Genomic DNA, 22,675 nt, shown 5'->3' with positions numbered 1-22,675 from the left:
ATGATGCTGATCGAAGAGACCACGGTGCCGCAAGGCGCCCTTCCGGTCGCGGAGTTCAAGGACCACCTGCGCCTCGGCAGCGGCTTCGCCGAGGACACGCTGCAGGACGGCGTGCTGGAGAGCTACCTGCGCGCCGCCATGGCCGCGATCGAGGCGCGCACCGGCAAGATCCTGATCGAACGGGAATTCACCTGGTCTGTCACCTTCTGGCGCGACCCCGGCCGGCAGGCGCTGCCGGTCGCCCCGGTCAGCGCGATCTCGGACGTCGCGCTGCTCGATCGGACCGGGGCGGAGACGCAGGTCCCCGGCACGGCCTGGCGGCTGGAGCCGGACCTTCATCGTCCGGCTCTTGTCGCGGCGGGGTCCTGTCTGCCCTCCATCCCGTCCGGCGGCTTCGCACAGGTCGGCTTCCTCGCCGGCTTCGGTCCGGAGTGGAGCGATCTGCCCGCCGACCTCGCACAGGCGGTGAAGATGCTGGCGGCCCATTATTACGAATACCGGCACGAGACGGGGCTTGGTGCGGGGGCGCTGCCCTACAGCGTCAACGCCCTGATCGAACGCTACCGCACGGTGCGCATCCTGGGCGGAGGTACGGCATGAGCTTCCCCCGCCTGACGCGGCAGCTCGTCCTCGAGGCGCCGGAGCGGCTGCCCGATGGCTCGGGCGGCTATAGCGAGAGCTGGGTCCCGCTCGGCACCGTCTTCGCCGAAGTGCAGGGCCGCACGGGTCGGGAGACGCGCGGGCCTGCCGTGCCCCTCTCGACCGCGCGCTACAGCATCACGCTGCGCGCCGCGCCGTGGGGTACGGAGGCTCGGCCCCGCCCCGGACAGCGCTTCCGCGAGGGCGACCGGCTGTTCCCGATCGAAGCCGTTGTGGAGGCCGACGCCGACGCCCGCTTCATCACCTGCCATTGCGAAGAAGAGGTCGTCGCGTGAGCTATGCCACCTCCGCCGCGCTGCAGGCGGCGCTCTACCAGGTACTCGCCAATGACGCCGCGCTGGCCGCCGAAGTCGGCAGCGCCGTCTATGACGCCCTGCCACCCGGCACGCTTCCGGACCTCTACGTCACGCTCGGCCCCGAGACTGTGCGCGACCGCTCCGACGGGTCGGGTGCGGGGGCGCTGCATCGCGTGACGGTCTCCGTCGTCGGCACGGCGGCCGGCTTCGCCTCGGTCAAGGCCGCGGCGGGGGCCGTGTCCGACGCTCTGTCCGGCCCGCCGCCGGCACTGGCGCGGGGCCGGATCGTCTACCTCAACTTTCACAAGGCGAAGGCCGCCCGGATCGACACCGGGGACCTGCGCCGCATCGACCTGACCTACGACGTCCGCGTCGAGGACTGATTTCAGCAAGGGAGCCAGCGACATGGCGGTTCAGAACGGCAAGGACCTGTTGGTGAAGATCGACATGACCGGCGACGGGCAGTTCGAGACGGCGGCGGGCCTGCGGGCCACGCGGCTCAGCTTCAACGCCGAGACGCTCGATGTCACGAGCCTCGACAGCGGCGGCTGGCGCGAGCTGCTGGCGGGCGCCGGCGTCAAGAGCGCCGCGATCACCGGCGCGGGCGTCTTCCGGGACGAGGCGACGGACGAGCGCGTGCGCCAGATCTTCTGGGCCGGGGAGACGCCGGGCTTCCAGGTGGTGATCCCCGATTTCGGCACCGTGGAGGGCGCGTTCCTCGTCTCCTCCATCGAATATGCCGGCACCCATGATGGCGAAGCGACCTACGAGCTGTCGCTCGCCTCGGCCGGTGCGTTGAGCTTCTCGGCGCTCTGATGGGCAACCCGTGGGCAGGTGAAGTGACGCTGCGCATAGATGGTCAGCCGCGCGTGATGCGGCTGACCCTTGGCGCGCTGGCGGAGCTGGAGGCGACACTCGGCGAGGACAGCCTCGTCGGGCTGGCCGAGCGGTTCGAGGGCGGGCGCTTTTCGGCCGCCGACGTGGTGGCGCTGATCGTCGCGGGCCTTCGGGGCGGAGGCTGGCCGGTGACACGCGACGACTTGCTCGCCGCCGACATCGACGGCGGCCCTGTGACGGCCGCGCGGGCGGCGGCGGAGCTTCTGGCCCGAGCCTTTGCGCCGCCCTCATGAGCCGCTTCGACTGGCCCGCGCTGATGCGTGCCGGGATCGGCGGGCGCGGCCTGACCCCGGCGGAGTTCTGGGCACTGACCCCGGCGGAGCTTCTGCTGATGCTCGGGCAGCGCGGCAAGACCGACGCGCCGATGGCCCGCGCCCGACTGGAAGAGCTGGCGCGCGCCTACCCCGACGAGACGAGAGGAGACGGTGATGAGTGACGACAGGTTCGACGCGTTCGAGGCGGATCTCGCCGCGCTCGACGGAACGCTTGCCCGCAGCGGCGAGATGACGGCGGTCTTCACGGCGGAGCTCGACCGGATGCAGCGGGGAATGTCGGACACGACGCGCGACATGGGCAACCTGTCGCGCGCCTTCTCCGGCAGCATCCGCCGCGCGTTCGAGGGCGTGGTCTTCGATGGGCAGCGCCTGTCGGACACGCTCGCCACGCTGAAGGACCGGATGAGCGCCGCGGCCTACCGGGCCGCGGTGACGCCCGTTACGGACCAGCTCGGCGGGATGTTGTCGGGGGGGCTGAACGCGCTGGTCTCCGGGCTGATGCCGTTCGGACAGGGGGGCAGCTTCTCGCAGGGGCGGGTGATGCCCTTCGCGAGCGGCGGTGTCGCCTCGGGGCCCGTTACTTTCCCGATGCGGCGCGGCACCGGGCTGATGGGCGAGGCTGGCCCGGAGGCGATCATGCCACTCGCCCGTGGGGCCGATGGCAAGCTCGGCGTGCGCACCAGCGGTGCCCCGGCGCCGGTCCACGTCACGATGAATATCACGACGCCCGACGCGGCCTCCTTCGAGCGAAGCCGTACCCAGGTGGCCGCGCGCCTGTCGCGCGCGCTGGCGCAGGGCAACCGGAACCGCTGAGGAGGGCCGACCCATGACATTCCACGACGTGCGTTTCCCGACGTCGCTCAGCTTCGGGGCTCTCGGCGGTCCGGAGCGGCGGACCGAGATCGTGACCCTCGCCAACGGCGCGGAGGAGCGCAACAGCCCCTGGGCGCATTCGCGGCGCCGGTACGACGCGGGGCTCGGCCTGCGCTCCCTCGACGACCTCGAGGCGCTCGTCGCCTTTTTCGAGGCCCGCCACGGCCAGTTGCACGCCTTTCGGTGGAAGGACTGGGGCGACTACCGCTCCTGCCTCGCCTCCGGCGACGTGTCCGATACCGATCAGCTGCTCGGCATCGGCGACGAGGTGACCGCCGCGTTCCAGCTGGTGAAGCGCTACGGCTCGGGACCGAGCTTCTACGAACGCCCGGTGAAGAAGCCGGTCGGCGGCACGGTGATCGTCGCGCTGGACGGGGTGCCGCAGGTCGAGGGGGCGGCGTGGTCGGTCGACATCTCCACCGGCATCGTCACGTTCGACCATCCGCCCGACGTCGGCGTCGAGGTGACGGCCGGGTTCGAATTCGACGTGCCGGTGCGCTTCGACATCGACCGCATCCTGACGTCCGTCGCGAGCTTCCAGGCCGGCGACGCACCGGATGTGCCGGTCGTGGAGGTGCGGCTGTGACCCTTGCCTCTCACCTCGTCACCGGCCTCACCACGGTCTGTCGCTGCTGGTCCGTACTTCGTGCTGACGGTGTGCTGTTCGGCTTCACCGACCACGACCGCCCGGTCTCTTTCGACGGCATGACGTTCCGGGCCGACACCGGCCTGACGGCCCGGCAGACCGTGCGGACGACCGGGCTGTCGGTCGACAATTCCGAAGCGCTCGGCGTGCTGTCGGACGACGCGGTGACCGAGTCCGACATCGAGGCCGGCCGCTTCGACGGGGCAGAGGTGACGGGCTGGCTCGTCAACTGGCGCGCGCCGGCAGAGCGGCAGGTGACCTTTCGCGGCCATATCGGCGACATCCGGCGCGGCGGCGGCGCGTTTCACGCAGAGCTGCGTGGGCTGGCCGAGGCGCTGAACCACCCCGTCGGCCGGTCGTTCCAGCCGACCTGCGACGCGGTGCTCGGCGACCGGGCTTGCGGGCTGGACCTCTCGCCGCTTAGCGACACGGACACGGTGGCCGAGGTTTTTGAAAACAGGGTGATCCGCCTCGCAGACACCGGGCGTCCGCCGGGATGGTATGCGCTCGGTCGGCTCGCCGTCCTGAGCGGCGCTGCGGCGGGATTGAGCGCGGTCGTCAAGGACGACGCGATCGAGGGCACGGAGCGGGTACTTGGCCTGTGGGAGCCTCTGCGCGCCACGCTGACCCTTGGTGATACCGTGCGGGTCGAGCCGGGCTGCGACAAATCGGACGCGACCTGTCGGACGAAATTCAGCAATTTCATAAATTTCCGCGGCTTTCCTCATGTGCCGGGCGAAGATTGGCTGGCCGCCGTGCCGCGCCTCGACGGCACCAACGACGGGGGGCGCCGGACATGACCGACATCGTCGCGATCGCGCGGGGCTGGATCGGCACGCCCTACCTCCACCAGGGCTCGACGCGCGGCGCCGGGACCGATTGCCTCGGCCTGATCCGCGGCATCTGGCGCGAGGCGTTCGGCGCAGAGCCTGAACCTGTGCCCGCCTACACTGCCGACTGGACCGCACCGCAGGGCGAGGAGCTTCTTTGGCGGGCCGCCGGACGGCACCTCGACGCCCGGCCGCTGGAGATCGCCGCACCGGGCGACGTTCTGCTGTTCCGGATGCGCAACGGGGCGGAAGCGCGTCACCTCGGCATACAGTCCGAGGTCGGGGCGACCGCACGGTTCATCCACGCCTACAGCGGGCACGGCGTGGTCGAGAGCCACCTGTCCGCGCCGTGGGAGCGGCGCATCGTCGCCCGTTTTGCGTTTCGCACAGGGAGTTAGCGCATGGCCACGATCGTACTCGGCGCGGCGGGCATGGCCGTGGGCGGCAGCCTCGGCGGCACGGTCCTCGGACTGTCCGGCGCCACGTGGGGCCGGGCCGTCGGCGCGACGGCGGGACGTATGCTCGACACCCGCGTCCTCGGCCAGGGCAGCGAGACGGTGGAGACGGCGCGCGTCGACCGCTTCCGCCTGACCGGTGCGAGCGAGGGGGCCCCCGTGGGCCGCGTCTACGGACGGGCGCGCGTCGCGGGCCAGGTCATCTGGGCGAGCCGGTTCCGCGAGCAGGACAGCAGCACGACCACGGGCGGCGGCGGCAAGGGCGCGCCGCGCCAGCCCGAGGTGACGACGGTCGATTACAGTTACAGCGTCAGCCTTGCCGTGGCGGTCTGCGAGGGCGAGATCACGAGCATCGGCCGCATCTGGGCCGACGGCCGCGAGGTCCCGGCGCACATGCTCGACATGCGCGTCTACAAGGGGAGCGAGGACCAGCTCCCCGATCCGAATATCGAGGCGGTGGAGGGTGCGGGACGGGCGCCCGCCTACCGGGGGATCGCCTATGTGCTGTTCGAGGAGCTCGCCCTCGGCCAGTTCGGCAACCGGGTGCCGTCCTTCTCGTTCGAAGTGTCGCGCCCGGCGGGACCCGAGGACGCCTCCGACATCGATCCGCCGGACATCGCCCGCGCGATCCGGGGTGTGGCGATGATGCCGGGCTCCGGCGAATATGCGCTGGCCACTGACCCGGTCACCGTAAACGCGGGCTTCGGTCGGTCACGGCTGCCGAACGTCAACACGAGCTCCGGCGAAGCGGATTTCGTGACCTCTTTCAGGGCGTTGGCGGACGAACTGCCGAACTGTGGATCGGTGTCGCTCATCGTCTCGTGGTTTGGCGACGACCTGCGGTGCGGCACCTGTCGTCTGCGCCCGATGGTGGAACATCACGACGAGGACGGCGACATGCCCTGGACGGTCAGCGCGCTCGACCGGGCGAGTGCGGAAGTCGTGCCATATGTCGAGGGTGCGCCTGTCTGTGGCGGCACACCGACCGATCAGTCGGTGATCCAGTCAATCCGGCACATGAAGGACGCCGGGCAATCCATTGTTTTCTATCCGTTCATCCTGATGGACCAGCTTGCGAGAAACAGCCTGCCTGACCCCTGGACGGGCGAGATCGGCCAGCCGGCGCTGCCGTGGCGGGGTCGGATCACGCTCTCTGCCGCGCCGGGACAGGCGGGATCACCCGATCGGACAGCGACCGCCGCCGCCGAGGTCGCGGCCTTCTTCGGGACCGCCGCGCCGGGAGACTTCGAGCCCGGCACCGACACCGTCGCCTACACGGGCCCGGCGGAATGGTCCTATCGCCGGTTCATCCTGCACTACGCCCATCTCTGCGCGCTTGCGGGCGGGGTCGATGCCTTCTGCATCGGCTCCGAGATGCGCGGCCTGACGCAAATCCGCGATGCGGCAGGCTTCCCGGCCGTCGATGCGCTGCGGCAGCTCGCGGCGGACGTCAGGACGATCCTCGGGTCGGAGGTCAAGATCGGCTATGCCGCCGACTGGTCCGAATATCACGGCTATCAACCCGATGGGACCGGCGACAAGTACTTCAACATCGACCCGCTATGGGCTGATTCCAATGTGGATTTCGTCGGGATCGACAATTACATGCCGCTCGCCGACTGGCGCGACGGCAGCGGCCACGCCGATGCGCACTGGGGGTCGATCTACAACCTCGATTACCTGCGGGCGAACGTCGCCGGGGGCGAAGGGTTCGACTGGTATTATGCTTCGGACGCCCACCGCGACGCGCAGATCCGCACCCCGATCACCGACTTCTATGGTGAGCCCTTCACGTGGCGCTACAAGGACCTCGCCGGCTGGTGGGACAACTATCACCACGACCGGATCGACGGCGAACGCGCGCCGGAGCCGAGCGCGTGGGAGCCGGGCATGAAGCCGATCTGGTTCACCGAGTTCGGCTGCGGCGCGGTCGACAAGGGCGCAAACCAGCCGAACAAGTTCGTGGATCCCAAAAGTTCCGAGTCGGCTTTGCCATATTATTCAAACGGCTACCGTGACGCGTTCATGCAGATGCAGTACCTGCGGGCGCTGATCGGCTACTATTCCGACCCCGCGAACAACCCGGTCTCGATCTACACCGGCAAGCGGATGCTCGACATGGACCGGGCGCATGCCTGGTCTTGGGACGCGCGGCCCTGGCCGGCCTTTCCCGGTCGCACCGACGTCTGGTCGGACGGTGCGAACCACGAGTTCGGCCACTGGCTGACCGGGCGCACAGCGCACCGGCCGCTGGCGCAGGTCGTCGAGGCGCTCTGCCGTGAGGCTGGGGTTCAAGGGGTTGATACGAAAGAGCTCTACGGTCTCGTCCGGGGCTATACGCTCGGACAGGTCGGCACGATCCGTGCCGCGCTCCAGCCGCTGATGCTCGCCCACGGGTTCGATGCGATGGAGCGGGAGGGGCGGCTGGTGTTCCGCACGCGGGACGGAGAGGCCGACGGCACGGTCACGACGGAGACGCTGGCCCTGCTGCCCGACCAGCCGGAACTGATCGAGCGCACCCGCGAGGGAGAGGCGGAGATGACTGGCCGGGTTCGGATCGGCTTCATCGAAAGCGGCGGAAACTACGCCGCCGCCTGCGCCGAAGCGATCCACCCCCGCGACAGCTCGCGCGCGGTGTCGGGCACCGACCTCGACATGGCGATGACCCGTGGCGAGGGTCAGGCGCTGGCGGAGCGGATGCTGGCCGAGGCGCGGGTTGCGCGCGACCACCTCCGCTTCGCGTTGCCGCCCTCGGGACGGGCGTTCGGCCCCGGCGATGTCGTGCGCGTGGAGGACAACGGAAAGGCGACCGGCCTCTACCGCATCGACCGGGCCGAGGACGGGCTCGAGCGGACGGTCGAGGCGGTGCGGGTCGAGCCCGAAATCTACCGCGCGCGCGATCCGGGCTCCGCATTGCGCAGTCTGCCGCCGCCCGCCGTGCCGCTGCCGGTCGAGGGGCTGTTCCTCGACCTGCCGCTGATCCGTGGCGATGAGGTGCCTCATGCGCCGTGGTTTGCGTCGGTGGCCGATCCGTGGCCCGGGCCGGTCGCGCTTTACCAGTCGGCGGGTGGCGGGGACTTCACGCTCGACCAGGTGGTCCCGCGACCCGCCGTCGTCGGGGTGACCGATACGGTGCTGGAATCCGCGCGACCGGGCATCTGGGACAGGGGACCGGCGCTGCGCGTGACGGTGCTTCAGGGCGCGCTGGCGTCCGTGTCGGAGGCGGAAGTGTTGGCTGGTGCGAACCTCGCCGCGATCGGGGACGGCACCCCCGACGGGTGGGAGCTGTTTCAGTTCGCCCATGCCACGCTCGTCGCGCCCGGTGTCTGGGACCTGACCCTGCGATTGCGCGGGCAGGGCGGCAGCGACGGGATCATGCCCGCCAGCTGGCCGGCGGGGAGCCTGTTCGTTCTGATGACGTCGCGCGTCCGGCAAGTCGGACTGCCGCTCTCGGCGCGTGAGACCGGGCGGACGTTGCGATGGGGGCCGGCGGACCGGCCGCTTGATCACCCGAGCTATCGCGAGGCGGTACATGCTTTCGCCGGCAACGGGCTGCGACCCTACCCGGTGTGCCACTTCCGACGCCGACCCGAGGGCAGCGGGCTGCGCCTGTCATGGGTGCGGCGCACGCGGATCGACGGCGACGGCTGGGCGGGACCGGACGTGCCGCTGGGGGATGAGCGGGAGGCATACAGCGTCACGCTCGCCGTCGAGGGAGCGACGGTCCGGAGCCTCGAGGTGACCTCACCGCACTACGACTGGGACGCGGCGGCGATGCTGGCGGATGGCGCGGCGCCGGGACTGGAGGTCGCGCTTACCGTGGCGCAGGTGTCCGACCGGTTCGGGCCGGGGCCGGCGCGGACCTGGTATTTCACCGTTTGACGATCTCGCGCGGGGCAGGCTTTCCTCTTCCCGAACGGCCCCTATTTCGGGTAGGGCAGTCGCGAGACCACGGAGGCGAGCCCATGCCCACTGCGAAGCTGAAACCGACGAAGCTGGATCCGGTCTGGGAACGGATCACGGAAGAGGCCGAGGCCGCCGTCGCGGCTGAGCCGCTGATGGGCGGGCTGATTCATGCCACCATCCTGCACCACAAGAGCTTCGACAGCGCGCTCGCCTACCGGATCGCGATGAAGCTGGCGAGCCCGGAGATGTCCGAGCAGATCGTGCGCGAGATCGCCGATGAGGCGCTGGCCGAGACGCCCGACCTGGCCGCCGCCGCGCGGGCCGATCTCGTCGCGGTGTTCGAACGCGATCCCGCCTGCCACCGGTTCATGCAGCCGCTGCTCTATTTCAAGGGCTTCCAGGCTGTGCAGGCCTACCGCCTCGGCCATTGGCTTTGGGAGCGGGGGCGGCGCGACGTGGCCTACTTCATCCAGATGCGCGTGTCCGAGATCTTTGGCGTCGACATCCATCCGAACGCGAAGATCGGGCGCGGGATCATGATCGACCATGCCCACTCCATAGTGATCGGCGAGACGGCGGTGGTGGGCGACAACGTCTCCATGCTGCATTCCGTGACGCTCGGCGGGACGGGCAAGGAAGAAGAGGACCGCCACCCCAAGATCGGCGACGGCGTTCTGATCGGTGCCGGGGCGAAGGTGCTCGGCAATATTCACATCGGCAGCTGCAGCCGCGTCGCTGCGGGCTCTGTCGTTCTGCACGATGTGCCGAAGTGCAAGACGGTCGCCGGCGTTCCGGCGAAGATCGTTGGCGAGGCGGGCTGCGATCAGCCCTCGCTGTCGATGGATCACCTCATCAAGTCCGGCTCCGTCAGCCCCTGAGATAAGGCTTGGCCCTGTCGCGGACAGCGGCGTAGCATCCCTCTGACAGCCAGGGGAGGGATGTTGATGTCACGCACGACCAACGGACGGGGCCGGCTCTACAGTTCGGTCGTGGAGACGATGGGCGACACGCCCGTCATCCGGCTGAACCGCATCGCGCCGGATCATGTCACGATCTACGTCAAGGCGGAGGCCTTCAACCCGGCGGCCTCGGTGAAGGACCGGCTGGCGATCAGCATCATCGAGGAGGCGGAGGCCTCCGGCGCGCTGGCGCCCGGCCAGACCGTTGTCGAGGCGACGAGCGGCAACACCGGAATCGGGCTGGCCATGGCCTGCGCGGCGACCGGGCATCCTCTGGTGATCGTCATGGTCGAGAGCTTCTCGATCGAGCGGCGGCGGCTGATGCGGTTCCTCGGCGCGAAGGTCGTGCTGACGCCGAAGGGCGAGAAGGGCATCGGCATGTACCGCAAGGCGCGGGAGCTGGCAGAGGCGAACGGCTGGTTCCTGGCCCGCCAGTTCGAGACGCCGGCAAATGCGCTGGTCCACCGCAACACCACCGCGCGCGAAATCCTCGCGGATTTCGAGGGCGAGCGGCTCGACTACTTCGTCACGGGCTACGGCACCGGCGGCACGGTCAACGGCGTCTCCGAGGTGTTGAAGGCGGAGCGGCCCGAGGTGAAGATCGTCCTGACGGAACCGGCAAACGCTGCGCTCGTCTCGTCCGGCGTCGCGCAGGAGCGCGAGTCGGACGGCGGCCCGGCGCAGAGCCACCCGGACTGGGAGCCGCACCCGATCCAGGGCTGGACGCCGGATTTCATCCCCGCCGTGCTGCAGGAGGCGCTCGAACGGGACGCCTACGATCGCATGGTCCCGGTGACCGGGCCGGAGGGCATCGAGATGGCCCGCGCGCTGGCGACGCAGGAGGGTATCTTCACCGGCATCTCCGGCGGCTCGACACTGGCGGCGGCGATGAAGATGGCGACCGAGGTCGACGCCGGATCGGTCATGCTGGTGATGCTGCCCGACACGGGAGAGCGCTACCTGTCGACACCGCTGTTCGAAGGGATCGAAGAGGGCATGTCGGAGGAGGAAGTCGCCCTGTCCATGTCGACACCGGGCTACCAGATGCCATGACGTGGAAAAGCCGCCTCGCGGCGGCTTTTCGAAGGTCTTCTGAGAACGACTGGACGTGCGGTCGAAAGCCCGTCCGCCTCAGGCGAGCATCAGCATCGGGCTTTCGAGGTTCTTCTTGATGGCATCGAGGAACTGCGCCCCGAGCGCGCCGTCGATCACCCGGTGATCGACCGACAGGGTCGTCGACATCACCGTCGCGGTGGTCAGCTCACCGTCTTCGCCCACGACCGGCTTCTTGACGCCTGCACCGACGGCGAGGATCGAGCCATGCGGCGGGTTGATGACCGCGTCGAAGTTGTCGATGCCGAACATCCCGAGGTTGGAGATCGCGAAGCTGCCGCCCTGGTATTCATGCGGGGCGAGCTTCTTGTCCCGTGCGCGGCTGGCGAGGTCCTTCATCTCGGCCGAGAGCGCCGAGAGCGACTTCTGGTGCGCGTCCTTCAGGACCGGCGTGAAGAGCCCGCCCTCGATCGCGACGGCGACGGCCACGTCGGAGGGCTTCAGCTTCAGGATGCGGTCGCCCGCCCACACGGCGTTGGCGTCCGGCACCTCCTGCAGCGCCAGCGCGCAGGCCTTGATGATGAAGTCGTTGACCGACAGCTTCACGTTCTTCGCTTCGAGCTGCTTGTTCAGCTGGGAGCGGAACTTCAGCAGCGCATCGAGCTGGATGTCGCGACGCAGGTAGAAGTGCGGGATCGTCTGCTTGGCCTCGGTGAGGCGGCTGGCGATCGTGCGGCGCATGCCGTCGAGCTTGACCTCCTCGTACTCGCGGCCCTCGTACATCTTGGCGACGGCATCGGCGCTCATTCCCGCCGGAGCGGTCGCGGCGGAGGCGGCTTCCTTGGACTTCGGCGCTTCATCGGACTTCGGCGCGGCTTTCGAGGGCTCGAAGCTCTCGACGTCGGCCTTCACGATGCGGCCCTTGGGACCGGAGCCCTTCACGTCTGACAGCTCGATGCCCTTGTCCTTGGCGATGCGGCGGGCGAGGGGGGAGGCGAAGATGCGGCCGCCCTTGTCGTCCTTCGGCGCGGGGCCGCCGGACGAGGAGGACTTGGCACCGTCGCCGTCCTTCGGGCCGGGAACGCCCATGCCCGCCTCGGGCTTGTCTTCCTGCTCTTCCACGGGGGCCGCCTCGCCGCCGGTCGGCTCGTCGGCGGGCTTCGGTTCGGACGAGGTCTCACCGATGTCGTCGGCGCTCTCGCCTTCTTCGAGCAGCACGGCGATCGGCTGGTTCACCTTCACGCCCTCGGTGCCTTCCTCGACGAGGATCTTGCCGATGGTGCCTTCATCGACGGCCTCGAATTCCATCGTGGCCTTGTCGGTCTCGATCTCGGCCAGCAGGTCACCGGAGGAGACGGTGTCGCCTTCCTTGACCAGCCACTTGGCGAGGGTGCCTTCCTCCATCGTGGGGGACAGGGCGGGCATCAGGATTTCGGTGGGCATCTTGCTACTCCTCCACGAGCTCCATCCGGTCGAACGGCGGCCGTGGGCGGTGGCCGTCCCGGAGGGACTGAAGTGACTGTTCTATGGTGCGCGAGCGGGCGGCAAGCCACTCGTAGGCCGTCTGGTGACCGTGGCCCCCGGTAAGGGCCACGGTCTGCGAAATCACGTGGTCCGGGATCAGCCCGACGATCCGGCCCGCGCCGCCGCCGGTTGCGACGCGGTATCCTTCTCGGATGCTATCCCGGCCGAGGACATCCATCCTCAGCTCCGGTAAGTGACCTGGTTCACGGCCTCGATCACCTCGTCGGTGGTGATGAGCGCGTGTTTCTCGAGGTTCGCGGCGTAGGGCATGGGAACGTCCTTGCCGGTGCAGTTCATCACCGGCGCGTCGAGGTAATCGAAGGCGTTCTGCATGATGTAGGCCGCGATGTGGTTGGACATCGAGGCGACGGGCCAGCCCTCTTCCACGGTCACGCAGCGGTTGGTCTTCTTCACGCTCTCGATCACGGTGCCGTAGTCGATTGGACGCAGCGAGCGCAGGTCCACCACTTCGACGTCGACGCCGTCCTCGGCCAGCTTGCCGGCCGCTTCCATCGCGTAGGTCATGCCGATGCCCCAGGAGACGATCGTCACGTCGGAGCCTTCGCGGGCGACGCGGGCCTTGCCGATCGGGATGGTGAAATCCTCGATCTGCGGCACTTCGAAAGTGCGGCCGTACAGGATTTCGTTCTCGAGGAAGATCACCGGGTTGGGATCGCGCACGGCGGACTTGAACAGGCCCTTATAGTCGGCTGCCGTATAGGGCATGACGACCTTGAGGCCGGGCACGGAGGCATACCATGCCGCGTAGTCCTGGCTGTGCTGGGCGGCGACGCGGGCGGCCGCGCCGTTCGGGCCACGGAACACCATCGGTGCACCCATCTGGCCGCCGGACATGTAGAGCGTCTTGGCGGCGGAGTTGATGATCTGGTCCATCGCCTGCATGGCGAAGTTGAAGGTCATGAACTCGACGATCGGCTTCAGCCCACCGAAGGCCGCGCCGACGCCGATGCCGGCGAAGCCGTGTTCGGTAATCGGCGTGTCGATGACGCGCTTGGCCCCGAACTTGTCGAGCAAACCTTGGGTGATCTTGTAGGCGCCCTGATACTCGGCGACTTCCTCGCCCATCAGGATGACGTTATCGTCACGCTCCATCTCCTCGGCGATGGCGGAGTTCAGGGCCTCGCGGACCGTCATCTCCTTCATCTCGGTGCCTTCGGGCCAGTCGGGCGACTGCTGCGGCTTCGGCGGTTCGGCGGGCTGCGCGGCGACCTTCGGGCCGGAATCCTTCGACTCCTGCTTGTCGTCGTCGCCCTTGTCGCCGTCGTCGTCCGAGCTGCCACCTTCGTCGCCGGTGGAGGCGTTCGAGGTGTCGATGTCGTCGGCGCTTTCGCCTTCTTCGAGGAGCACGGCGATGGCCTGGTTGACCTTCACGCCTTCGGTGCCTTCCTCGACGAGGATCTTGCCGATCGTGCCTTCATCGACGGCTTCGAATTCCATCGTAGCCTTGTCGGTCTCGATCTCGGCCAGGATGTCACCGGAGGAGACGGTGTCGCCCTCCTTGACGAGCCACTTGGCCAGCGTGCCCTCTTCCATGGTCGGCGAGAGGGCCGGCATCAGGATCTCGGTTGCCATCTCAGACTGCCTCCCCCTGCGGAATGTCCTTGGAATAAATGTCGGTCCAGAGCTCGTCGAGGTTCGGCTCCGGGCTCTCCTTGGAGAACTCGGCCGCGTCGTTGATCCGGTCCTTCACCTCCTTGTCGATCTGCTTGAGATCGTCTTCGGAGGCGTGCTTCCCGTCGATCAGCATCGTGCGGATGTTCTCGATCGGGTCGCGCTCGTCGCGCATCTTCTGGACCTCCTCGCGGGTCCGGTACTTCGCCGGGTCCGACATGGAGTGGCCGCGATAGCGGTAGGTCTTCACCTCGAGGATGTAGGGACCGTTGCCGGCGCGGCAGTGCTTGATCGCCTTGTCGCCGGCCGCCTTCACGGCGAGCACGTCCATCCCGTCGACTTCCTCGCCCTCGATCCCGTAGGCCGCGCCGCGTTCCCACAGCGTCTTGGACTTGGTGGAGCGGGCGACGGAGGTGCCCATGGCGTACTGGTTGTTCTCGATCACGAAGATGACCGGAAGTTCCCAGAGCTCGGCCATGTTGTAGGTCTCGTAGACCTGGCCCTGGTTGGCGGCGCCGTCACCGAAGTAGGTGAAGGTCACGCGGTCATTGCCGAGGTACTTGTCGGCAAGCGCGAGGCCCGCGCCGATCGGCACCTGAGCGGCGACGATGCCGTGGCCGCCGTAGAAGTGCTTTTCGCGGCTGAACATGTGCATGCTGCCGCCCTTGCCCTTGGAATACCCGCCTTCGCGGCCCGTGAGCTCGGCCATGACGCCCTTCGGGTCCATCCCGCAGGCGAGCATGTGACCGTGATCTCGGTAGGAGGTGACGCGCTTGTCGCCTTCCTCCGCCGCGGCCTCGAGGCCGACGACCACGGCTTCCTGGCCGATGTAGAGGTGGCAGAAGCCTCCGATGAGACCCATGCCGTAGAGCTGGCCGGCCTTTTCCTCGAACCGGCGGATCAACAGCATTTCGCGGTAATAGTTCAGCAGCTCGTCGGCCGAGACATTGGGCTTGCTGGCGGACTTTCTCGTCGCCATGAGACCTCCTCCCACGTTTTGCGGCGGATAGTTTAGCTTTGAACTATCCCTTACCGCAGGCATCCCGATAATGCGAGGGCCAATCGACGGCCCTCCATTTCACCTAGCGCAGCCCCGATCTGTTTCTAGGGAATGCGTGCCGGTACATCAGCTTGGCACGTAAAACGGTTCGGCGCGACGGTCTTCGGCGATGATGTCGAAACTGCCCGTTACACGCCGGCATTCGGGGGCCGGCAGCGCGTCGCCGGGCAACACGAAGACGTCCTTGCAAACATCGCCGGCGAAAGTGCCGGCCAGACGCACGGCCCCGTCCACCTCTGTCGCGGTCGACAGCCGGATGGTGGCATCCTGCGTCGACTCCGTCTGACCGGGGACGCCGATGACGACAATTGCGCGGTCGCCCGTCCGCGGTGAGAGGTCCATGCCCACGGATCCGGTGAGGCTGACGGTGACTGGCCCCTCCCGCAGGGCGATGGCGATGCCCGCGAGGGTCGACTGGTTCGTCACCTCGGCCCTGTCGTCCCCGTTCAGACTGTAGGTCGTGCTGTTCACGACCAGCGTGCCGGACGGCATGAAATCGCCGGCGGGCGGACCGTCGCCGACCTGTTCCGTGGCACAGGCGGCGAGGGAGAGGAGGGCGGCAAGCGGTGTAATCTTCATGACCCGAAATCTCTTGTTTGGCGGCAATGGAGAAACGCTAGGCCCGCGCGGGTTCTTGCGCGAGCCAAATTCGCACAATTTCGATCGGTCGGCGGGTCTTGACTTGGCGGTCTTCCCGCCAACATCCCCAACCAGACCGGCCGAGACGCCGGACAGACCGAACAGAAGGAGCGTGAAGATGAAGACCGAGCCGGCACCGCTTGTCCTCACCGACCGCAACCAGCTCGACCGCTGGGACGATCTTGTCCGCGCGGCAGAGGCACCGAATTCCGACGGGCTCGAGGCGGCGCTGGATCCGGTGGATGACGATGATTACGATGAAGCGACGCCCGCTGACCTCGCCACGGCCTTCCCGGACGCCGCCGTGATCTTCGCCGCCGATGCGGAGGCCCTGGCCGACGACGACTTCCCGATCCTGTGCATCGATCCCGAAGGGCTGGTGGAGCCGTTCCGCGTGCTGGCCGCCGATATCTGGATGGTAGAGAACAGCCTGGCCTCCGGCGACCTCACGCTCGAGGACCTGGCGGAAGAGGTCGGGCCGGACGGAATCCTCGTGGACCCCGACCGCGAGGATTAGCGGATCACGATCTCGTCCGCGCGGATCAGGCCAAGCATGTCGCGGGCCTGCTCATCCACGAGATCGAGGTCGAGATATTCATCCGACAACCGCTTGGTGAGGTTTTCCATCCGGGCGACTTCCGCCGACAGGACGGCGAGTTCCTCTTCCAGTTCGCGCGCTTCGGCATTCACCACGGTGCGCCGGAACACGCCGTAGTCGCCTTGGACGGCGGCGAACACGAAATAGAAGCTCAACAGGATCGCAACGAGGAAGTAAGCGATCGCGCCATAGGGCAAACGGGTCTTGCGGGTCATGCTCTGCCATTTCCGCCGCCTCTTGCCGGGCGGCTGACCCCAGATTCGCACAAGTCGGAGCGGAAGGGAATCCCTTGTTTTTATCTCCCCGGCGGAGCCGTCCTGAGCGCACGGCTCGCTGAGAGTGCGGCCACGACCAGTCCACGACGCTTTCGACTGAAACCGATGGGATGAGCGCACCGATGTCCAGGACCGGGCAGGCGCGGTTTTCCGGACTGCCGACCGGTAGCGGACGGGCCTGACCGGTAATGGCCGTCCGTCCGGCAAGCGTCACATGTTGTCGAACTGCACCTCGGTCTCGAACCGACCGGAAATCGGCAGGCAGGGGCCGTCCTCCATGCCGCCGGAAGGGCAAATCTCGGCGGAGAAGTCGCCCGCCGCCTTGCCATAGACCTCGTCGCCCTCCCGCTCGATCCGGGTCAGGCGCAGCACCGCCGGTCCCTCCAGGCGCGGTCCGTCGATCGCCTCTTCCATCAGCAGCGCGAAGACCGCATCGGACGCCTGTCCGGGGGCAAGAGAGGGCAGGGTGCCGGTCAGGTTGATCCGCCGCTCCATGACGTCCCACTGGCCCGGCTGGTAGGCCATGATCCTGAGTTCGACGCCGGCCGGCACTTCGTGCATCCATGCCGAGGCGGAGAAGGCCCCGATGGAGAAGTCGTAAGTGGTCCAGCGCTGCGCGCTTCCGGCGAGTTCGGCGGCGACGAAGCCCATCACCGGCGGGCCTTCGGCCCCCCACGGGTCTTCGAACAGCCGGGAGTCGTCGCCGATGGCGGGCGGTGCCACGGTCTCTGTGGCGCAGGCGGCGAGGCACAGGGCCAGCGCCGCCGACAGGAACGGTTTCACGATGGTCTCCCCCCGAAGACGTCGCCCGTCAGGGGGCGACGCTCGCAGCATAGATGCTGTCGATCGCCTCGGCGAGCGTGGAGTCGAACTCCGCGTCGGGCTGCCCGGCCGACAGACCTTCGGACAGGGCACGGCTGAAGGAGGCGATGAGGCCGTCGTTCTCGGCCAGCAGCGCGTTCGCCTCGTCCCGGCTGTAGCCGCCGGACAGGGCGACGACGCGCATCACCTTCGGATGGTCGATGAGCGGCTTGTAGAAGTCGGTGACGGAGGGCAGCGACAGCTTCAGCATCACTTGCTGGTCGTCGGGCATGTTGTCGAGATGCTTGAGGATTTCCTCGCGCAGGATGCCCTCGGCCTCGCCCTTGTCGGAGATCGTGATCGTCACTTCCGGCTCGAGGATCGGCACGAGCCCGTGGCTCAGAATCTGCGCGCCGATGGCGAACTGCTGGGACACGATTTCGGCGATGCCGGTCGGGCTGGCCGCCTCGATCACCGAGCGCATCTTGGTGCCGAACACACCGAGCCCAGCGGCCTTGTCGAGCAGCGCGTCGAGCCCCGGCATCGGCTTCATCAGCTTGACGCCGTCGGCCTCCGCCTCCAGCCCCTTGTCGACCTTGAGAAGCGGCACCACGCCGCGCTCTTCCCAGAGGAAGGTCGAAGTCGGCTTGCCGTCGATCTCGCGGTTCATCGTGTCCTCGAACAGGATCGCCGCGATGACCTTGTCGCCGGTGAATGCGGGCGACTTGATGATGCGGGTCCGCATGGCGTGGATGTGGTCGAACATCTCCGTGTCGGAGGAATATTCGCTTTCGTCCACGCCGTAGGCCTTCAGCGCCTTGGGCGTCGAGCCGCCACTCTGGTCGAGGGCCGCGATGAAGCCCTTTCCGTCACGCATACGGGTGGCCATCTCTTCGGTCGCCATTACGCGGTTCTCCATGAAAATCAAGGTCCACCAGATGTATGGTGGACCTCGGAAGGGGTTGCAAACCTGTTAGCGCAACCGTGCGTCAGCGGGCGTAGCGCGCGGGCAGGTCGGCGTCGATCCAGTCGGCGATCGCCTGCGCCTCGATCTCGGCAGAAGCTTCGCGCCAGCGGGCGGCGACATCGTCACCCCGGTTGGAGAAGCGGGCGACGATCTCCTGCCGCAGCGGCGTGGCGGCGAAATCGCCCGCGGCCTCGGCGAGGATCGCGTAGTAGTAGGCGCGCGCATAGGAACGCGGCGCGCCCGCGCCGGTCAGGTAGTCGAGCACGGCGGCACGCAAGTCCCGGGGATCGTCGCCCTCGATCGCGGCGAGCGGATCGGTGTCGCCGATCTCCTCGAGGTGGTCGGCCTGCGCGGTCATCACCTGTCCCGTGGTCATCCGCGCCTCGAGCCGGTCGTAAAGCGATACCGGCCCGCCGGTTCCCGCGCTGGAGGCGACGAGCGCGTAGCCGTAAGCGGTCACGGGATCGGTATCGGACAGGGCTTCGGCGGCGAACGCGGCGGCCGGACCGCTCTGCGGGCCGCCGCCCTCGATCAGCGGCGCGACGAGGTCGGGCACGAGGCCCGGCGCGCGCGGCACGCCGTCGCCGGACAACAGACGTCCGGCAAGGGACAGCCGGTCGTCATCGGACAGCTGTTCGGGATCGGACAGGCCAGAGAGCTCCGCACTGCCGAGGATCGCGGAGCGCGAGGAGGGTACGGCACTCGCCGTCAGCGCGATGGCCGAGATCAGCGCGCCGGGGTCCTCCAGCATCTCGGGTTCGATCACCGATCCGCCGGGCGGCAGGTCGGCCTCGATCGTGATCTCGCCGGGCTCGGCGACGTAGGCGGCGACCTGGTCCATCAATTGATCGACGAAGTTCCGCTCGACCGCAGTCGGGTTGCGGGTGCCGCCTTCGGACAGCGCCTGCAGGATGCCCTCGGTGCCGATCTGGCGGATTGCCTCGGGATCCTGGAACTCCGCCGGCAGCATGGAGGCCGCGGCGGCCCATCCGCCCTCGTCCTTCAGCGTGACGACGGCGCGGGACAGCCGGATCGCCGGGTCGCCCATGTAACCGTAATCGTCTCGCCGCGGCAGGAACGTGCCGGAGGCGGAGTAGTCGAGCGTCGCGAAGCCATTGACCGACAGGGTCGTGTCCGCCTCGATCTCGCCGGTGGAATAGACATAGGCCAGCCGGGTGCGGGCCTGATCGAGCGTGATGGTCGAAAAGCCCATGGACCGGACTGCCATCTGGGTACTGCGGTCGAGGCAGGCGAGCGTCGCCTCCGCGCCGATGATGTCGAGCGTGGCTTCCGACATCACGTCGAACGGTTCGGCGAAGTCACTGGTGAGCGTGACGCGGTCGGCGGTGACTTCGCACTGGCCGGCCACGTCCCATTCGAACTGGGGCCGGATGCGCACGCCCGACAGTGCCATCGTGCCGCGCAGGATGTCGGTCGATATATGTTCGTAGGTAAATTCCATCTGCGTCCGCAGCCCGCCGATCGCGAAGTTGGCGGCGGCGAGCGCCAGCCGGTTCGGCGCGACGAAGTCGAGCAGCGCGGGCGCCGGGTCGGTCTGGGACAGGGCAGGGGTCGCGACGGTCGCGGCGGCGAGCGCCGACATCAGAAGGCGGGAACGAACGGACATTGGAATTCCTCCTCGGCAATGCTGTCGCAAGGCTACTGCCGCCCTTGCGGGGGCGGCAGTGAGGCTTTCCATACTTTCCGCGCAGATGTCCGCGCGGGGGGGGCTCAGCTCTCGAGCGCGGCGACGCCGGGCAGTGTCTTGCCTTCCATCCACTCGAGGAACGCGCCCCCGGCCGTGGAGATGTAAGAGAAATCGTCCGCGACCCCGGCCTGGTTCAGTGCGGAGACGGTGTCGCCCCCGCCGGCGACCGAGATCAGCTCTCCCGCCTTGGTCATCTCCGCCGCCTTCTGCGCGGCGGCGTTGGTCGCGGCGTCGAACGGCTCGATCTCGAAGGCGCCGAGCGGGCCGTTCCAGACCAGCGTCCTGGAGCGTTCGAAGACCTGCACGATGTGCGCGACCGAGTCGGGGCCGGCATCGAGGATCATCGCGTCGGCGGGACAGTCCTCGGTCTTGACCGTCTCGTTCGGGGCACCGGCCTTGAACTCGCGCGCGACGACGACGTCGCGGGGCAGGAGGATCTCGCAGCCGGCATCCGCGGCCTTGGCGGCGATCTCGCGGGCGGTGTCGGCCAGGTCATGCTCGCAGAGCGACTTGCCGACGTCGACGCCTTGCGCGGCGAGGAACGTGTTGGCCATGCCGCCGCCGATGACCAGCGTGTCGACCTTGGTGACGAGGTTGCCGAGCAGGTCCAGCTTGGTGGAGACCTTCGCGCCGCCGACCACCGCGACGACGGGCCGCTCGGGATTGCCGAGCGCCTTCTCCAGCGCGGTGAGCTCCGCCGCCATCAGCCGGCCCGCGCAGGAGGGCAGGTGATGCGCCACGCCCTCGGTCGAGGCGTGGGCCCGGTGCGCCGCCGAGAAGGCGTCGTTGCAATAGATGTCACCGAGCGTGGCGAGGAATTTCGCCATCTCTGGGTCGTTCGCCTCTTCCATCGGGGTGAAGCGGGTGTTCTCCACCAGCACGATCGCGTCCTGCGGCATGGCGTCGATCTCTTCCCGGGAGGGGCGTTCGACGAAGGTGACCTCGTGGTCGAACGCCGCCTCGAGCGCGGGGACGAGCTGGCGCAGCGACATCTCTTCCACCGGCTTGCCCTTGGGGCGGCCGAAGTGGGCAAGCAGAATGGGCGAGCCGCCCTTCTTCAGGATGTCGGTGATCGTCGGGACGATCCGTTCGATCCGCGTGGCATCGGTGACGCGGCCGTTGTCCATGGGCACGTTGATGTCGACCCGCGTCAGCACGCGCTTGCCGGCGAGGTCCATGTCGTCGAGGCTCTTCCAGTTCATCTCGGTCCTCCTGTGGGTTGGGCATTACCTCAGCCCTTTCGCGCGCCGGGTCAACCGCGGGGAAGGGGGAGCGGTCCGCCGCGCGTCACGGTCGCGCCCGCTTGGCATTGCCGTCCCGTCGCCATAGGGTCCGCGCCGAACCGTTCTGAAGGAAGAGACATGGCCGAGATCAAGGATCCCGAGAACACCATCCTGGTGGAGCTGAAAGGCGGCACCGTGACGATCGAGCTGCTGCCCGACGTCGCCCCCAAACACGTCGAGCGCATGAAGGAACTGGCCCGCGACGGCGCCTACGACAATGTCGCGTTCCACCGCGTCATTGACGGCTTTATGGCCCAGACGGGCGACGTGGAGCACGCCAACATGGAGAAGGACTACAACCCGCGCCGCGCCGGCACGGGCAGTTCCGACAAGCCGGATCTTCCGGCGGAATTCTCCGGCATCCCGCACGATCGAGGCACGCTCGGCGCGGCCCGGAGCCAGAATCCGAACTCGGCCAATAGCCAGTTCTTCATCAATTTCTCCGACAACCACTTCCTGAACCGCCAGTACACGGTCTACGGCCGCGTTATCGACGGGATGGAGCACGTGGATGCCATCACCCGGGGCGAACCGCCCGCGAACCCCGACCGCATGATCTCCGTGAAGGTGGCCGCCGATGCGTAAGTTTCTCATCTCCTCCGCGCTCGTCGCCCTGGCCGCGCCCGCGTTCGCCGACGAGCCGGGTCCCTACCTCGACATCACCGTCGAAGGCCAGGCGTCCGGCACGATCACCATCGACCTGAACGAGGAGGCCGCGCCGCAGCACGTTGCGCGGATCTCCGAGCTCGCCGAGTCCGGCGCCTACGACAACGTGGTCTTCCACCGCGTGATCGACGGCTTCATGGCGCAGACCGGCGACGTCCAGAACGGTGTCGCGGGCGGTGACCTGTCGATGGCCGGCACCGGCGGTTCCGACATGGAGGATCTGCCGGCCGAATTCTCAGACATCTCGTTCGAGCGCGGTGTCGTGGGCATGGCTCGCACGCAGGACCCGAACTCGGCCAACAGCCAGTTCTTCATCATGTTCGCGCCCGCGCCGCACCTGAATGGCCAGTACACCGTCGTCGGTGAAGTGACCGAAGGTCTCGACGTGCTCGACTCGATCAAGAAGGGCACCGGCGGCAACGGCGCCATCGACGGCGCGCCCGACGTGATGGCCGACGTGGAACTCCGCACCGAATGACGGCACGTGGGGTGGCGGCCGCCACCCCACGTTACGCCCCTTGTTCTTCGGGCGTGTAAATATTCCGGGGGGAGTCGCCGGAGGCGACCGGGGGGCCGCGCCCCCCGCGGATCGGCGTGCGACGCACGGCGAGCCCACTTTGACCTCACCCTTTCACCCGGAAGATCGAGAGCAGGAGATCGTCGTGCTGCGCA

General features: G+C 68.1%; 26 protein-coding genes. 16 read left to right on the top strand and 10 right to left on the bottom strand.

Going from position 1 to position 22,675, the window contains the following annotated elements; translation table 11 throughout:
* The 13 genes from I8N54_RS10400 to cysK all read left to right on the top strand — a co-directional run bounded on the left by I8N54_RS10400 (nt 1) and on the right by cysK (nt 10,850).
* The gene (locus I8N54_RS10400; RefSeq protein ID WP_140192632.1) at nt 1-600 is read left to right on the top strand and encodes a head-tail connector protein; all 600 of its coding nucleotides are present in this window, start codon (nt 1-3) and stop codon (nt 598-600) included.
* Entirely contained in the window at nt 597-935 is a 339-nt protein-coding gene (locus tag I8N54_RS10395) for a head-tail adaptor protein (protein ID WP_140192633.1), read from the top strand. The genes I8N54_RS10400 and I8N54_RS10395 overlap by 4 nt, the downstream gene beginning before the upstream one ends.
* A complete protein-coding gene (locus tag I8N54_RS10390) occupies nt 932-1,339 on the top strand; it encodes a DUF3168 domain-containing protein (protein WP_140192634.1) in 408 nt (135 codons plus the stop codon). The genes I8N54_RS10395 and I8N54_RS10390 overlap by 4 nt, the downstream gene beginning before the upstream one ends.
* 22 nt (nt 1,340-1,361) lie before the next feature.
* The gene (locus tag I8N54_RS10385) at nt 1,362-1,772 is read left to right on the top strand and encodes a phage major tail protein, TP901-1 family (RefSeq protein WP_140192635.1); all 411 of its coding nucleotides are present in this window, start codon (nt 1,362-1,364) and stop codon (nt 1,770-1,772) included.
* The gene (locus I8N54_RS10380) at nt 1,772-2,086 is read left to right on the top strand and encodes a gene transfer agent family protein (protein ID WP_140192636.1); all 315 of its coding nucleotides are present in this window, start codon (nt 1,772-1,774) and stop codon (nt 2,084-2,086) included. Before I8N54_RS10385 ends, I8N54_RS10380 begins: the two co-directional genes overlap by 1 nt.
* Nucleotides 2,083-2,289 carry a rcc01693 family protein gene (locus I8N54_RS10375; protein WP_140192637.1) on the top strand — a complete coding sequence of 69 codons (207 nt, stop codon included), beginning with the start codon at nt 2,083-2,085 and terminating at the stop codon, nt 2,287-2,289. Before I8N54_RS10380 ends, I8N54_RS10375 begins: the two co-directional genes overlap by 4 nt.
* Nucleotides 2,282-2,941 carry a phage tail tape measure protein gene (locus I8N54_RS10370; protein WP_140192638.1) on the top strand — a complete coding sequence of 220 codons (660 nt, stop codon included), beginning with the start codon at nt 2,282-2,284 and terminating at the stop codon, nt 2,939-2,941. The genes I8N54_RS10375 and I8N54_RS10370 overlap by 8 nt, the downstream gene beginning before the upstream one ends.
* A 13-nt stretch (nt 2,942-2,954) precedes the next feature.
* Nucleotides 2,955-3,587, top strand: coding sequence for a DUF2460 domain-containing protein (locus I8N54_RS10365; protein WP_140192639.1), 633 nt, complete (start codon nt 2,955-2,957; stop codon nt 3,585-3,587).
* Complete coding sequence (locus tag I8N54_RS10360; protein WP_140192640.1) at nt 3,584-4,447, top strand: DUF2163 domain-containing protein; 864 nt, start codon at nt 3,584-3,586, stop codon at nt 4,445-4,447. Before I8N54_RS10365 ends, I8N54_RS10360 begins: the two co-directional genes overlap by 4 nt.
* Nucleotides 4,444-4,875, top strand: a complete 432-nt coding sequence (locus I8N54_RS10355) for an NlpC/P60 family protein (protein WP_140192641.1) — start codon at nt 4,444-4,446, stop codon at nt 4,873-4,875. The genes I8N54_RS10360 and I8N54_RS10355 overlap by 4 nt, the downstream gene beginning before the upstream one ends.
* A gap of 3 nt (nt 4,876-4,878) precedes the next feature.
* On the top strand, nt 4,879-8,814 hold the full coding sequence (locus tag I8N54_RS10350) for a baseplate multidomain protein megatron (protein WP_140192642.1): 3,936 nt from the start codon (nt 4,879-4,881) through the stop codon (nt 8,812-8,814).
* An 83-nt stretch (nt 8,815-8,897) separates the two neighbouring features.
* On the top strand, nt 8,898-9,716 hold the full coding sequence (cysE, locus tag I8N54_RS10345; protein ID WP_140192643.1) for a serine O-acetyltransferase: 819 nt from the start codon (nt 8,898-8,900) through the stop codon (nt 9,714-9,716).
* Between the two features lie 66 nt (nt 9,717-9,782).
* Nucleotides 9,783-10,850: a cysteine synthase A gene (cysK, locus tag I8N54_RS10340; protein ID WP_140192644.1), complete on the top strand. Its 1,068-nt coding sequence runs from the start codon at nt 9,783-9,785 to the stop codon at nt 10,848-10,850.
* 78 nt (nt 10,851-10,928) lie between these two features.
* Here the strand turns inward: cysK and I8N54_RS10335 are convergent, their stop codons facing one another.
* The 5 genes from I8N54_RS10335 to I8N54_RS10315 form a co-directional block, all read right to left on the bottom strand.
* Nucleotides 10,929-12,293, bottom strand: coding sequence for a pyruvate dehydrogenase complex dihydrolipoamide acetyltransferase (locus tag I8N54_RS10335; protein ID WP_140192645.1), 1,365 nt, complete (start codon nt 12,291-12,293; stop codon nt 10,929-10,931).
* A gap of 4 nt (nt 12,294-12,297) precedes the next feature.
* Nucleotides 12,298-12,552 (bottom strand): hypothetical protein, encoded by a 255-nt coding sequence (locus I8N54_RS10330; protein ID WP_140192646.1) that lies wholly within the window; start codon nt 12,550-12,552, stop codon nt 12,298-12,300.
* Between the two features lie 2 nt (nt 12,553-12,554).
* The gene (locus I8N54_RS10325) at nt 12,555-13,967 is read right to left on the bottom strand and encodes a pyruvate dehydrogenase complex E1 component subunit beta (protein WP_140192647.1); all 1,413 of its coding nucleotides are present in this window, start codon (nt 13,965-13,967) and stop codon (nt 12,555-12,557) included.
* 1 nt (nt 13,968) lies between these two features.
* Entirely contained in the window at nt 13,969-14,985 is a 1,017-nt protein-coding gene (pdhA, locus tag I8N54_RS10320) for a pyruvate dehydrogenase (acetyl-transferring) E1 component subunit alpha (RefSeq protein ID WP_140192648.1), read from the bottom strand.
* A gap of 147 nt (nt 14,986-15,132) precedes the next feature.
* Nucleotides 15,133-15,645 carry a hypothetical protein gene (locus I8N54_RS10315; RefSeq protein ID WP_140192649.1) on the bottom strand — a complete coding sequence of 171 codons (513 nt, stop codon included), beginning with the start codon at nt 15,643-15,645 and terminating at the stop codon, nt 15,133-15,135.
* Nucleotides 15,646-15,823: 178 nt separating this feature from the next.
* On the opposite strand from I8N54_RS10315, the gene I8N54_RS10310 reads away from it, so the two are divergent.
* Nucleotides 15,824-16,222, top strand: coding sequence for a DUF6924 domain-containing protein (locus tag I8N54_RS10310; RefSeq protein WP_140192650.1), 399 nt, complete (start codon nt 15,824-15,826; stop codon nt 16,220-16,222).
* Here I8N54_RS10310 and I8N54_RS10305 read toward each other — a convergent pair.
* The 5 genes from I8N54_RS10305 to I8N54_RS10285 all read right to left on the bottom strand — a co-directional run bounded on the left by I8N54_RS10305 (nt 16,219) and on the right by I8N54_RS10285 (nt 21,256).
* A complete protein-coding gene (locus I8N54_RS10305) occupies nt 16,219-16,518 on the bottom strand; it encodes an FtsB family cell division protein (RefSeq protein WP_140192651.1) in 300 nt (99 codons plus the stop codon). The two genes, I8N54_RS10310 and I8N54_RS10305, sit on opposite strands and share 4 nt — an antisense overlap.
* 270 nt (nt 16,519-16,788) lie before the next feature.
* Complete coding sequence (locus tag I8N54_RS10300; protein ID WP_140192652.1) at nt 16,789-17,361, bottom strand: hypothetical protein; 573 nt, start codon at nt 17,359-17,361, stop codon at nt 16,789-16,791.
* Nucleotides 17,362-17,389: 28 nt separating this feature from the next.
* Nucleotides 17,390-18,283, bottom strand: a complete 894-nt coding sequence (locus I8N54_RS10295) for a fructose bisphosphate aldolase (protein WP_140195481.1) — start codon at nt 18,281-18,283, stop codon at nt 17,390-17,392.
* An 85-nt stretch (nt 18,284-18,368) separates the two neighbouring features.
* Nucleotides 18,369-19,973, bottom strand: coding sequence for a hypothetical protein (locus I8N54_RS10290; RefSeq protein ID WP_140192653.1), 1,605 nt, complete (start codon nt 19,971-19,973; stop codon nt 18,369-18,371).
* A gap of 104 nt (nt 19,974-20,077) precedes the next feature.
* Complete coding sequence (locus I8N54_RS10285; protein ID WP_140192654.1) at nt 20,078-21,256, bottom strand: phosphoglycerate kinase; 1,179 nt, start codon at nt 21,254-21,256, stop codon at nt 20,078-20,080.
* A gap of 159 nt (nt 21,257-21,415) precedes the next feature.
* Here I8N54_RS10285 and I8N54_RS10280 point away from each other — a divergent pair, with 159 nt between their 5' ends.
* On the top strand, nt 21,416-21,922 hold the full coding sequence (locus tag I8N54_RS10280; RefSeq protein WP_140192655.1) for a peptidylprolyl isomerase: 507 nt from the start codon (nt 21,416-21,418) through the stop codon (nt 21,920-21,922).
* The gene (locus tag I8N54_RS10275; protein ID WP_140192656.1) at nt 21,915-22,481 is read left to right on the top strand and encodes a peptidylprolyl isomerase; all 567 of its coding nucleotides are present in this window, start codon (nt 21,915-21,917) and stop codon (nt 22,479-22,481) included. The genes I8N54_RS10280 and I8N54_RS10275 overlap by 8 nt, the downstream gene beginning before the upstream one ends.
* Nucleotides 22,482-22,675: the final 194 nt, after the last annotated feature.

The organism is Pelagovum pacificum (assembly GCF_016134045.1).
Lineage (GTDB): Bacteria > Pseudomonadota > Alphaproteobacteria > Rhodobacterales > Rhodobacteraceae > Oceanicola > Oceanicola pacificus_A.
This window is presented reverse-complemented; position numbering and strand designations above follow the sequence as displayed.